Annotated in this window: 11 protein-coding genes; 2 read left to right on the top strand and 9 right to left on the bottom strand. The window is 61.1% G+C overall.

The genetic code is table 11. The annotated features are described in order from the left end of the window. Window positions 1-18: 18 nt before the first annotated feature. The 7 genes from FJ942_RS02320 to FJ942_RS02290 form a co-directional block, all read right to left on the bottom strand. Window positions 19-1,194, bottom strand: a complete 1,176-nt coding sequence (locus FJ942_RS02320) for a glycosyltransferase (RefSeq protein WP_181169781.1) — start codon at window positions 1,192-1,194, stop codon at window positions 19-21. Next, a complete protein-coding gene (locus FJ942_RS02315) occupies window positions 1,151-2,320 on the bottom strand; it encodes a glycosyltransferase (protein ID WP_224684500.1) in 1,170 nt (389 codons plus the stop codon). The genes FJ942_RS02320 and FJ942_RS02315 overlap by 44 nt, the downstream gene beginning before the upstream one ends. 144 nt (window positions 2,321-2,464) lie before the next feature. Continuing rightward, entirely contained in the window at window positions 2,465-3,160 is a 696-nt protein-coding gene (locus FJ942_RS02310; protein ID WP_181168414.1) for a methyltransferase domain-containing protein, read from the bottom strand. Between the two features lie 103 nt (window positions 3,161-3,263). Then, a complete protein-coding gene (locus FJ942_RS02305) occupies window positions 3,264-4,289 on the bottom strand; it encodes an NAD-dependent epimerase (RefSeq protein ID WP_140494896.1) in 1,026 nt (341 codons plus the stop codon). Further along, a complete protein-coding gene (locus tag FJ942_RS02300) occupies window positions 4,289-5,563 on the bottom strand; it encodes a nucleotide sugar dehydrogenase (protein WP_140494898.1) in 1,275 nt (424 codons plus the stop codon). Before FJ942_RS02300 ends, FJ942_RS02305 begins: the two co-directional genes overlap by 1 nt. Before the next feature lie 41 nt (window positions 5,564-5,604). Then, complete coding sequence (locus FJ942_RS02295; RefSeq protein WP_140520791.1) at window positions 5,605-6,882, bottom strand: sugar transferase; 1,278 nt, start codon at window positions 6,880-6,882, stop codon at window positions 5,605-5,607. A gap of 398 nt (window positions 6,883-7,280) precedes the next feature. Continuing rightward, the gene (locus tag FJ942_RS02290; RefSeq protein WP_140494902.1) at window positions 7,281-7,871 is read right to left on the bottom strand and encodes a biotin transporter BioY; all 591 of its coding nucleotides are present in this window, start codon (window positions 7,869-7,871) and stop codon (window positions 7,281-7,283) included. Between the two features lie 117 nt (window positions 7,872-7,988). Here FJ942_RS02290 and FJ942_RS02285 point away from each other — a divergent pair, with 117 nt between their 5' ends. Continuing rightward, window positions 7,989-8,897: an MBL fold metallo-hydrolase gene (locus FJ942_RS02285; protein ID WP_140494904.1), complete on the top strand. Its 909-nt coding sequence runs from the start codon at window positions 7,989-7,991 to the stop codon at window positions 8,895-8,897. A gap of 10 nt (window positions 8,898-8,907) precedes the next feature. Here the strand turns inward: FJ942_RS02285 and FJ942_RS02280 are convergent, their stop codons facing one another. Beyond that, on the bottom strand, window positions 8,908-9,693 hold the full coding sequence (locus tag FJ942_RS02280) for a DUF1499 domain-containing protein (RefSeq protein ID WP_140494907.1): 786 nt from the start codon (window positions 9,691-9,693) through the stop codon (window positions 8,908-8,910). A 175-nt stretch (window positions 9,694-9,868) separates the two neighbouring features. Then, entirely contained in the window at window positions 9,869-11,497 is a 1,629-nt protein-coding gene (locus FJ942_RS02275; protein WP_140494909.1) for a fatty-acid--CoA ligase, read from the bottom strand. 305 nt (window positions 11,498-11,802) lie between these two features. Here FJ942_RS02275 and FJ942_RS02270 point away from each other — a divergent pair, with 305 nt between their 5' ends. Next, a complete protein-coding gene (locus tag FJ942_RS02270; protein WP_140494911.1) occupies window positions 11,803-12,159 on the top strand; it encodes a hypothetical protein in 357 nt (118 codons plus the stop codon). Window positions 12,160-12,169: the final 10 nt, after the last annotated feature.

The raw sequence follows: 12,169 nt of genomic DNA, 5'->3' as shown, positions 1-12,169 counted from the left end.
TCGAATTGTTCTCACCCCTTAGCGGCTCAGGGACGATTTCTCCCACAGCAAGCCATACGAGTGCGCCATCCGCTCAAGCGAGAAATCCGCAGCGATGCGGTCGCGACATGCTTGCCGCCTGCTCGCCCAAGACCGGGTATCCTGGATTTCCGAAGCCATGATCTCGATGGAACGCGATAACGCGTCAGGGTTCCGCGGCGGAACGATCAATCCCGTGTTGCCGACAAGCATCGCGATGTCCCCGACGTCCGTTCCCACGCATGGCGTGCCGCATGCCATCGCCTCGGCAACCACGTTCGGAAAGGCTTCGCTGCTGGAGGCCAGCACATGAATGTCGAATGCATTCATCAAACCGGCAATGTCGTCGCTCGGCCCGAGAAGCTTCACCTTGTGGCGAACATCATAGCGCTCCAACAGCACGGCAAGCGCAGTGTTTTCAGCCGTCATACCCGGGCCGGCAAGAACACATTTGAAGGGAAGGCTCTTGTGCATCGACAGCCTGGACAGGGCAGCGAAGAGATTCTGGTGGTCCTTGTCGGGATGCCAGCGAGCGACGTTTCCGATAACGAACTGGCCATCACCTATCGACCAATCCCGACGGAGCCGCGCGCGCGCCCGGTCGTCCGGCTCGAACACGGCCAGATCGTAGCCATTCGGTATGATCGTCCAGTTCGAGCTCGAATATCCTGCATGGATGTGGCACCGCGATGCATTTTGCGAGCAACTGACAATCCGAGCCGGGATGATACCGGATATGAGAGCGCATATCCTGTCCACTGTCCTGGTCGTAAAGGAGGCCGCCCGCGGATCCAGTCCGCAATTGTGCATCCCCCAAAGAACCGGGCTGATGCCGCCAAGCCGCGCCAGGACGCCTCCGACGAGGTTGGCGTGATACATCCAGCACTGAACCACGTCCGGCCGATAGGTCGAGAACACGCGCCTGAGCGAGGCGAGCCCCTTGAGACTCAACCTTCCCTTTGGCATCGCCAGGCAGGCGAGCGGTATTTTGGCCGCGCGAAGCAACGGGCCATATTTTCCGTCACCCGAAAGCGAGACGACAAAATGGGAATGGCTGCGCTCGGCCGTGCACAGGCGGTATAGCGCTGCCTCGGCGCCGCCGTTCTCAAGTCCGGTGATGACGTGCAGGATCTTAATACGACCGCTCCTTCCCCACGGCGTTCGTGGGATCGACACCCATCGCGAGCAGGTAGGCGTCGGCCACCTTCTCGACACTGAAATCCCGCGCCCGACGCCTGACGTCCGGAGGATCAGCTTCATCAAGGGCGGCCATCACTTCTGCCGCAAAACCCTGGGCATCTCCGACCGCGGCGAGACGCCCCCACTTGCCGTCCTCCAGAATCTCGGCCGGACCGCTTTCGCAGTTGGTGCTCACCACGTTGGTCCCGCAAGCCATTGCTTCGATGATCGTGTTTGGAAATCCCTCCCTGCGGGAGGATTGAAGAAACAACGCTGCCCGCCGCATCCACGGATACGGATTCTTCGAAAAGCCGACCAGAGCGACCGAAGAATTCAGCTCGAGTTCGTCGATCAGGGTTTGAAGCGATCCCCGCAGCGGTCCTTCCCCGACAATGGCCAATTTGACGGCCCTCTTCGTCGCAATCCGCGCGAAGCTGCTTATGAGCGTGGCATGGTCTTTTGCGAAATCAAGCCGCCCAACGGCCACCAGCAAGATCCTGCCATCCTCGACCGCGAAGGGGTGATCGAGCGGTTCATCCGCCTGCTCTTCAACATGTTTGATGTCCAGCGGATTGTAGATCGTTTTGACGGAACTCCGGTGGACCCCGATGCTCTGGATCAGGTCTTCCGCGACGCCATGCGATACAGTGATGATCGTGTCGGCACGACCATAGGTCAGCCGCATGAGGAATGGCAGGAACTTCTCACGAACCAGCTTCGTATCAGCGACGGTCCTGGAAAGATTGCTCCTTTCCGATATCACGATCGGTGTCCGGCGCAGCGAGAGCATGGACGAGACGATGCCAACGATATTTGCATGGGGTAACGCCGTCAGCATCACCCGCGGCTGCTCCCGCCTCAAATACCGGATCAAAGCCAATACGGAAAACAGCAACCGCGAGGCTCGGAGGTCCTGTATCCTTATCGTCTTCGGAACCAAAGCGAGATACTCGCCCGTCGCACACCCAAGCACCAGATCGATCGGCAAGCCGCGCCGGCCAAATTCGCTGGCCAGGGTGAGCATTGCCCGCTCGGTGCCGCCAGCACGAAGAGAGGGAATGAAGATAGCAATCCGAGCGTCTGGGCTGCCTGGCGATCTCTTGTCTTGGCGCGTGCACGTCACTCGGTTCGCCACCTTTCCTGGCCGGTCACGGCGAAAGCTTTTTTGCTTGCGCCTGACCGTGCGCGATGAGCGATGCTCCACCCGGATACCGGGGAGACAGCCGTCGCACTCGGGTCCACGAAAGCGGAGAATATCTTCGGGTGATCAATGTCTTCGCCGAAAGACATAGGCGTAGGTTTCAGCCGCATCCTTCCCGATGAGAAGAGCCGAGAGACCTAGCCAGAGGCGCCAGACAAGGAAGGCCGGCACGAAAGCGTAGAAGTATGAACTCCTCCAGAACAGATGACGCTGGACGAGTTCCAGGCCATTTTGCGCTGCGATCCTTTCCACCTCGCTCGGCAGGCATCTGTCATAGAAGGCTGGGAAGCCGTCGTGCCCCCTGCCCTTGTCCGGATAGACCGCAAACAGCAGGCGACGCTTGATCGCCTCGGGCAAGACCCGATTGAGCCTGGCGAAAACGGCGTTGCGTGAAGGCGAGAAAATGGCGACCGTGCCGCCCGGCCTTACGCAGCTGGCAATGCCGCGAAATGCGCCTTCGCCGTCGCGGACGTGCTCCAGAGTGGCCTGGCATATGACCAGATCGGCATCTCCCTTCCCCCTGAACGAGGTAAGATCCGCCTCGATCCGCTCGTCATAGATCTCGCCCGGAGCCTTCGACAGTTCCTTGGCATCGCGGTCCACCCCGACGACAACCAGCCCCAGACGACGCTTCTCGGCTAGGCTTACAAGCGGCCTTGCTCCTCCGCCCAGATCATAGACCAGTGCGTTAGGTGTAAAGAGCACCGGTGCGATTTCCGCAGCAAAGGCGTGGTTGCCATCCACGCGCAGCCGTAGCGGCAAGGCTCGGTCCAGACACTCTGAGACCGCCACGTTCGTGCGAACAAAACCCCGCAGCAAAGACGCTATCCCGTCATCGATTTCGTGGACAACACGTGACCTCCCCCTACCTCCGCTCAAAATAGGCCTGGTACCATTCGACGAACCGCCCGACGCCCTCCGTCACGGACGTGCCGGGACGATAGCCGACCGCCGCCTGCAGCGCCGAAGTATCGGCGAAAGTGTCAGGCACGTCGCCGGCCTGCAGCGGCAAGAGCTCCACGATGGCCTTGCGGCCAAGCGCGTTTTCAAGCGCCTCGACATAGGCGGTCAGCTTCACCGGGTTGTTGTTGCCGATGTTGAAAATGCGCCAAGGCGCGCTGCTCGTCGCAGGATCCGGATGACCGGAATCCCAGGCGGAGTTAGCCGCGGCGGGGCTGTCGCTGGTGCGGATCACGCCTTCGGCGATGTCTTCGACGTAGGTGAAGTCGCGTGTGTGGTTGCCGTTGTTGAACAGCTTGATCGGCTCGCCGGCCAGGATGTTCCTGGTGAACAGGAACAGCGCCATGTCGGGACGCCCCCAAGGGCCGTACACTGTGAAGAAACGCAAGCCCGTGGTCGGCAGCCCGAACAGGTGGCTGTAGCTGTGCGCCATCAGCTCGTTGGCGCGCTTGGTTGCGGCGTAGAACTGCAGCGGATGGTCGGCCGGGCGATGCTCGGAAAACGGCATGTCGGTATTGGCGCCATAGACGCTCGACGTGCTGGCATAGGTCAGGTGGCCGACACGGCTGTTGCGGCAGGCCTCCAGCATGTTGGCGTAGGCGATAATGTTGCTCTCGACATAGGCGTGCGGGTTTTCAAGGCTGTAGCGGACGCCGGCCTGGGCGGCGAGATGGATCACCCTGTCGAAGGCGTGATCGGCAAAGCAGCCGTCCACCACGTTTCGCTCTGCGAGATTACCGTGGATGAAATGGTAGCCCGCATTGGTGTTGCGGCTTGCTTCGGCCAGAAGCCGCAGCCGCGCCTGCTTGATCTGCGGATCATAGTAGTCGTTGATGCTGTCTATGCCGACGACCTCGTCGCCGCGTTCGAGCAGCCGCCTGGCGACGTGATAGCCTATGAAGCCGGCAGCGCCGGTGACCAGAACCTTCATCAGAACCGCCCGTCCGTAACATCCCTGGGGAACAGACCCTTGATGTCGTAGACGACGCTAGGGTCCTTGCAAAGCGCCCGAAGACCGGCAACGCCCAGGGTGTGAAACTGCCCGTGCCCCACGGCGACGACAACGCCATCGTAACGCGCGGCGGGCATCTCTTTAACGCTCGTTACGCCAAAGGCGCGCGCGCATTCCTGCGCATCGACCCAAGGATCCCAGATATCGATGCCGGCATTGTACTGCCTCAGCTGCGCGACAATGTCGGCGACCTTGGAGTTTCTCAGGTCCGGACAGTTTTCCTTGAAGGCCGCGCCCATGACCAGAATCCGGCTGCCAACGACAGGTATGCCCTTGCGCATCATAAGGCGGGCCGTCTGGTCCGCTGCATGCCGGCCCATGCCGTCGTTGATGCGGCGACCGGCAAGAATCACCTCGGGATGATAGCCGAGTTCTTGAGCCTTGTGGGTCAGATAATAGGGATCGACGCCTATGCAGTGGCCGCCGACGAGACCAGGGCTGAAGCGCAGGAAATTCCATTTGGTGCCGGCCGCTTCCAGCACCTCCGACGTGTCGATGCCCAGTTTGCCGAAGATCAGCGACAATTCGTTCATCAAGGCGATATTGAGATCGCGTTGCGTGTTCTCGATGACCTTGGCTGCCTCGGCGACCGCGATGCTCGATGCACGATGCGTGCCGGCGGGAATGATCGAGGCATAGAGGGCGTCGATGGCGTCCGCCACCTCCGGCGTGGAGCCGCTGGTCACCTTGACGATCGTCTGAAGCCGGTGCTCGCGGTCGCCGGGGTTGATGCGCTCAGGGCTGTAGCCCAGGAAGAAGTCTTCGTTGTAGCGCAGCCCCGAATGTTTCTCGATCAGCGGAGCACACACCTCTTGCGTACAGCCGGGATAGACGGTCGATTCAAAGATTACCACCGCACCGGGGGAGATCACCTCGCCGACCGTGGCGGACGCCATGACAAGGGGCTTCAGGTCCGGCCGGTTGGCCCTGTCGATCGGAGTGGGGACAGTGACGATGAAAACTCCGCAATCCCGCAGATCGGCCTTGTCGCTGGTGAACCGCAGCCGCGTGGCGGCATCGATTTCATCTCTGCTGGCCTCAAGCGTGTGATCCTCGCCACGCCTCAGCGCATCCACGCGCGATTGGCTGATGTCGAAGCCGACGACGTCCCTGATCGCTCCGAGGGCCACCGCCAGCGGCAAACCCACATAGCCAAGCCCGATGACAGCTATTTTCCTGGAGCCGAGGTCCATTTGCTTCCTGTCCGGCAAGCCTTAATCAGCCACGGCCTCCGCTATCGCGCACCATGGCCGGTAATCATCGTCTTGATGGTTCTGAGGGTGATGAGAACATCAAGCCAAGGCGAGAAGTTCTTTATGTAGTAAAAATCGTAGTGTAATTTCTCCATCACATCGTCGACCGCCGCAACATGCCCCTGGTTTACTTGCGCCCACCCGCTCACACCTGGCCTGACGATGTGCCGGTAGCGATAGAACGGCAATTCCGCCTCATACCAGTGCGACAGGACGACAGCCTCGGGCCGTGGCCCGATCCAGCTCATTTCGCCGCGCAGGATGTTGATGGCCTGCGGCAGCTCGTCGATCCTGAACTTGCGTAAAAAACGCCCTATCCGGGTGATGCGATCGTCGTCACGTTTCGTGATCGCCTTGTCCTTGTCGCTGCCAATGCCGGCTTGCTGCCTCATCGAACGAAACTTGTAGACCGTGTAGATCCGGCCCCTGTAGCCAATGCGGGGCTGGCGAAACAGCACCGGGCCCTCCGAGTCCAGCCGGATCAGCAGCGCGATCAACACCACGAAAGGTGAAAGAGCCACGACCATGACAAGCGCGGAGATCCAGTCGATTGCCTGCTTGATCTTGAGATAGGCCTGGTTCGGATTGAGCGAGCCGAGCGTGTTTTCCGACAGGTGTTCGATCTCGACGCGGCCGGTCAGCGATTCGCTGACCTGCTTGACGTGGTAGACCGGCGTGCCCGAAAGGGCCCGGTCCGCGATGTATCGTTCCCATTCGGCGTCAAGGTCGGCCCGCAGATCGACAACCACGCCATTCGCCCGTTCGATGACGGTGCCAGGCGAAGTGATCCAGAACCAATGCACTCCCGGCAGTGTCCTTAGGCGCTCTACGTTCCCGCCGGGAATGACGACCAGCCGGTACGGTTCGAGATGCCGCGTTATGATGCTCAGGCCAAAATACCAGAGCGTGGACTGGGTGAAGCTGGCAGCCGCCTGAAACCGGCTGTACTCGAAACGAAAAAAGAAAATAGTCAGGAAAACAAGCCCGTAGGACAGCACAAATGTCGGCAGGATGTAGCTGGCAGCGGCCACGCCGGGGAAATTCCCGATACGCCGATAGGCAAGGAAGCCTGCTACATGCGCAATGACCGCGGCAGCGACGGTTACCTGGAGATTGGCGACGTAGACCGCATCGGGTTTGAAGGCGATCCGGATGAGGGCCGGCGCGACGATCGCGAACGTCAGTCCGCCAATAAGTTGAAAGCGAATTCTGAACAGGAAGTGCCGGCTTCCGACAAGAGTTGATGTTGCGACATTCAACTTCTTCCCCCCTCGAAGCTGCCATGTCGGCGATTGCCATTGCAATAATGCGCTTGGCTTGGCCGTTCATTCGCAAAGCGGAATCGGGCCTCTCGCTACTGGCTGTTCGACTCAGTCGAAGATCAAGAGCTACGACACTGTAACGATACCAGCAAGTATCTATTTACACTGTAGCAATCGGCAGGATTTTTTATCAATCGCGTCGCTGAATGCGGTTCAAAAGCTATCGCTAATAAATTGGCTTACTGCCCGCCATCGAGAATGTCTGGACGCATGAAGGTAAATGGATGTTCGTATCTCTGGTGACTGGCTGGCTGCTTGGCCAAGACCTCCCAGTCACATCCGTCCGACCTGGATGAACCAGGTTCTTCCCCGGAATGTCTCAGTGGATCGCTAGTTCAGTTGCGCTTCAGCAGCGACCAGACGGCGGGCACCAGGCTTGCGGCCAGGGCAACCTTGATCAGATCACCGACGATGAACGGCACGACCCCGAACTGCCAGGATTTTTCCGGACCGATGAGCATCGCCAGCCAGGCAAAACCCATGGCCATCATGACGAACTCGGCAACCAGCATCGCGTTGAAAAGCTTGATCGGATGGCGATCCCAGCCGCGATCGGCGGCCCAGCCGGCAATCGCCGCCATGACCACGAAGCCGGCGAGATAGCCGCCGGTCGAGCCGAGCATGTAGGCAATGCCAATTCCCTTTTCCGGCGTGCTCTGGAAGACCGGGAAGCCCATCGCGCCCTCGGCCATATAGAGCAGCAGGGTGGCGACGCCGAGCCGCAGGCCGAAAGCGGCCCCGATCAGCAGGACGGCGAGCGTCTGCATCGAAATATCGACTGGCCCCAGAACCACCTTGGTCTTGGCCGACAGGGTCAGGAGCAATGTCCCGGCTATCGCCAGGAAGAACTGCGTTGCCAGCCGCGCCGCGCCATCTTGCGGCAGAGCCAGAGAAACAAGCGGGCGCATCGTCGTTGCAGTTGCCATGGTCTTCCCCATCCGAGTGCCGCCATCCGATGATCGCGGTCTTGCGTTTTCCTATATTGGCTTGCGTGCTATGCGGCAATCGGTTTTGCCATTCCCGCAACAGGCATCGACACCGTCATGGCCCTCGAATTCGATACCAGCTTCGATCCCTGCTACGGCGGGGGCGTCAGCGTCGCGCCCGACGTGCAGCGCGTCACGGCCCGAAATCCAAGTCCCTTCACCTTTCACGGCACCAACAGCTACATCGTCGGACGCGATACGCTGGCAGTGATCGATCCGGGGCCGGATGACGAAGCTCACCTTCGCACCTTGCTCGACGTCATCGCCGGCAGGCCGGTCAGCCACATCTTCGTCAGCCACACGCATCGCGACCATTCCCCGCTGGCGGCACGGCTGAAGCAGGAGACCGGAGCCCAGGTGATGGCGGAAGGGCCGCACCGGCCGGCAAGGCCATTGCATATTGGCGAGATCAACGCGCTCGATGCCAGCGCCGATACCGCTTTCGTTCCCGATCTCGCGCTGCCGGACGGCGCGCTGGTCGCCGGCGACGGCTGGGCAATCCGCACGGTCCTGACCCCCGGCCATACCGCCAACCACGCGGCATTCGCGCTGGAGGGCACCGGCATCCTGTTTTCGGCCGACCACGTCATGGCGTGGGCGACCTCCATCGTCGCGCCGCCGGACGGGGCGATGGCGGACTACATGGCCTCGCTGGACCGGCTGATCGAACGCGGCGACCGCCTGCTGCTGCCCGGCCACGGCGGGCCGGTGACGGCACCGCGTGGCTTCATGCGCGGGTTGAAGACCCATCGCAAAATGCGCGAACGGGCCATATTTGAGCGGATCCGCGCGGGCGACCGCACGATCGCAGACATGGTCAAGGCGATCTACAGGGATACCGACCCGCGGCTGCATGGCGCCGCCGGGTTGTCGGTGCTTGCCCATCTGGAGGATCTGGTGGCGCGCGGCCTGGTCGCGACAGACGCCGCGCCGGCCATAGACGGCATTTTTAGGCCAGCCCCTTAGGCCCGAGCATCTATTCGGCCGGAGCCGCGCCGACCTGGCCGGCGACTTCCTGGTCCAACTCCGCCAGAAAGTCGGTGATGCGCGCAGCGTTGTCGCCGAGGTCGTAGCGGCCGTAGCGGGAAGCCGACCGCATGTCGACGAGAACCGTATCCCCGTCGTCCGTGATGCGAATTGCCACGTCTGCGGGGAGGCCCAACACGAAGCTCCTGGCGACAGCGGTAATCGTCACGTCGCTTTGCCCGGCGAGTTCGGGATAGGGTCCGGTAAGATCCCAATTGCGGCGGTCGAGCACGGTTTCAACGGCAGTGACGACGGTCTCGAACGGCAGGTCGTAGCTGCGCGCGGTGACAAGCGGATAGCTGTCGGTCTGCAACCGCTGCTCGCCGGGCGTCGGCGGCGAGAGCACGTTCATGTCCTTCGTGCGACCGGTGACGTCGAGTGCCGGCGGTTCGTCGAAATCGGTCGAAATATCCCTGAGCGGCGGAAAGATTGTCGCCCAATAGGCGGCGATGCCATAGGGGGTCAGCACCAGCACTGCCAGCAAGACGCCGACCGTGATGTCGCGGCCGCCATAGTCGCCAAAATTCCACACCCTCGAGAAGGCAAATCCGGCGAACAGCAGCGCCAGCGCCGCCAACAGCGCGACGATAGCCAACACCCACAGGAACACCGGCGTTTCAACGAGGTTGAAATAATGGCCGACGAACACGGTCAGCAAAAGCACCGCCGAAAAAGCAGCGGTGCGCCGCGACCATCCGGCAGCCTTCGACGTTTGCCGTTCCGAAATGCTGACCATGTTTCTCTGCGTCATCCCAAGCCGAAGAAGACTTAGCGCATGGCCACCAAAATCGGAATCGATTTTCGAGGAGGATCGTGCGCCAGTTGGAAATGCTATCGTGCCCTGCCGGAAAGGTGCACGTCGCTGCACTGTCCTTTTACGACCGCATCAGGCCGAGACACGCAATATCGCGTCAATCCGTCGGCAAGCGGTAGTCCCTGAATTGCTGGCGCAAGGTGATCTTCTGGATCTTGCCGGTGGCGGTGTGCGGAATTTCGCCGACGAAGGCGACGTCGTCGGGCATCCACCATTTGGCCACCTTACCGTCGAGAAAACCAAGGATATCGGTTTTGGTCGGTTCCTTCCCCGGCTTGCGGACAACCACCAGCAAAGGCCGCTCGCCCCATTTCGAATGAGGGACGCCAATGGCGGCTGCCTCGGCGACATCGGGATGGCCGACGGCCAGATTCTCCAGGTCGATGGTCGAAATCCATTCGCCGCCGGACTTGATGACGTCCTTGGCGCGATCGGTGATCTGCATATAGCCGCCAGCGTCGATGTGGGCGACATCCCCGGTATCGAACCAGCCATCCTCGTCGAACTGCTCCGAGCCGGCGCCGCCGTAGTAGGCGCTGGCCACCGCGGGGCCGCGCACCTTCAGCCGCCCGAATGTCTTGCCGTCCCAAGGCAGCGCGTTGCCTTCGTCGTCCGTCACCTTCATCTCGACGCCGAAGGGCGGGTAACCCTGCTTGCCCTGGACATCGAGCCGGGCGTCACCCTTAAGGCCTGCATAGTCCGGCTTCAGCGTACACAGTGTGCCGAGCGGCGACATTTCGGTCATGCCCCAGGCGTGGACGACCTGGACATCGTAATTGTCCTGGAATTTCTTGGTGATGATGCGTGGGCATGACGAGCCGCCGATGACAACCTTGTTGAGGTAGGGCAGCTTCCTGCCGGTCTCCTCCAGATATTGCAGCAGCATCATCCACACGGTCGGCACGGCGGCACTGAAGGTTACTTTCTCGGTGTCGAGCAATTCATAGATGGAGGCGCCGTCCATCTTGCAGCCCGGCATGACAAGCTTGGCGCCGATCATCGGTGCGCTCTGGCCAAGGCCCCAGGCATTGGCGTGGAACATCGGAACCACCGGCAGGATCGTGTCGCGCGAAGACAGGCCCATCGCGTCGGGCATGGCGGCGATCATGGCGTGCAGGACATTCGAGCGGTGACTGTAGACGACGCCCTTTGGATCGCCAGTGGTTCCAGACGTATAGCACATGCCGGCGGCGGTGCCTTCGTCGAAGCTCTTCCAGGCGAAATCGCCATCGGCCTCGTCGAGCCATTCCTCGTAGGCGACGACGTTGGGCAGCATGGTCTGCGGCAGATGCGCCCTGTCGGCCAGCACGATCACCTGTTTCAGGGACTTGACCGCGCCGGCGATCTTCTCGAGCAAAGGGAGGAAAGTCAGGTCGACAAAGACCGCCTTGTCTTCGGCATGGTTCATGATCCAGACGATCTGCTCGGGAAACAGCCGCGGGTTGAGCGTGTGATAGATCGCGCCGATGCCCATGATGCCATACCAGGCCTCGATGTGGCGCGCCGTGTTCCAGGCCAGCGTCGCAATGCGGTCGCCCAGCCGATAGCCGTCACGCTCCAGGCGCTGGGAGACCTTCAGGGCGCGACGATGGATGCTGGCGTAGGTTGTGCGCACGATCGGACCTTCGATCGAGCGCGATACGATCTCTCGCGCGCCATGCTGCCGCTCTGCGTTGTCGATAAGCTTATGGCAAAGAAGCGGCCATTCCTGCATCAGCCCCAGCATTCGTTCCTCCCTTACGCTCCTCGCTTTTGTTGCCATTGTGAAGCGAACCGGTGGATTGTCCAGCCACCGCCGGTGGCGAACGAAATCCGAATGCCGGTCGCGCAGGCAAGCGATCGAGTCGTGTCTTTTCTTGGAGGTCCGAATGCCTGGCGCTCATGTCATAGGACCGGCGGCCTTGAAATCCATTATATCAGAGAAGTCTAAATTACTCGACCGAGAGGAGAATCCGCCACAATCCGGCCATCGTCGGCATTAAGTTTCGTTAATGGGCAAAGGGGTGCGATTGGCGACTGAAAGAGGTTCGCATGGACACGCAGCTCGACGATAAGGCACTGGAAAGCACGCTTGCCGAAAGCCTGGGCGATCTGGTGCCGGACACAAAGACTGTTTCCGAAGATGAATTTGTTGAAGTTGTCGGCGGTGCGCTCGAAGCGGTGGGCGGCACGCTGCTGTTCAAGATGTGCGTCCAGAACGAAGGGGAAGGCGAGCACGTCGCCGCGGCATCCGTGGGCGATGGCGGCAATCGTCAATTCCTGCTGCTCACCTTGCCGACCGGCGGCGGCCACTTGAAAGTCGAGACCGCATCCAGGAGCAGCAATCCCGTGGCCGGTATCGCGGCCGCCTATGCCGGCCTGATGGACGCGTTCAGAACCGCGGCCTGAGCCTCGCCGG

Source organism: Mesorhizobium sp. B2-4-2 (assembly GCF_006442845.1).
Lineage (GTDB): Bacteria > Pseudomonadota > Alphaproteobacteria > Rhizobiales > Rhizobiaceae > Mesorhizobium.
Note: the sequence above shows the minus strand (reverse complement) of the source record. Positions and strands in the feature narration are given on the sequence as shown.

Coding starts and splice junctions, on each gene's coding strand:
- FJ942_RS02305 (WP_140494896.1), bottom strand. CDS start 4,289: ATGAAGGTTCTGGTCACCGGCGCTGCCGGCTTCATAGGCTATCACGTC.
- FJ942_RS02300 (WP_140494898.1), bottom strand. CDS start 5,563: ATGGACCTCGGCTCCAGGAAAATAGCTGTCATCGGGCTTGGCTATGTG.
- FJ942_RS02290 (WP_140494902.1), bottom strand. CDS start 7,871: ATGGCAACTGCAACGACGATGCGCCCGCTTGTTTCTCTGGCTCTGCCG.
- FJ942_RS02285 (WP_140494904.1), top strand. CDS start 7,989: ATGGCCCTCGAATTCGATACCAGCTTCGATCCCTGCTACGGCGGGGGC.
- FJ942_RS02280 (WP_140494907.1), bottom strand. CDS start 9,693: ATGGTCAGCATTTCGGAACGGCAAACGTCGAAGGCTGCCGGATGGTCG.
- FJ942_RS02275 (WP_140494909.1), bottom strand. CDS start 11,497: ATGCTGGGGCTGATGCAGGAATGGCCGCTTCTTTGCCATAAGCTTATC.
- FJ942_RS02270 (WP_140494911.1), top strand. CDS start 11,803: ATGGACACGCAGCTCGACGATAAGGCACTGGAAAGCACGCTTGCCGAA.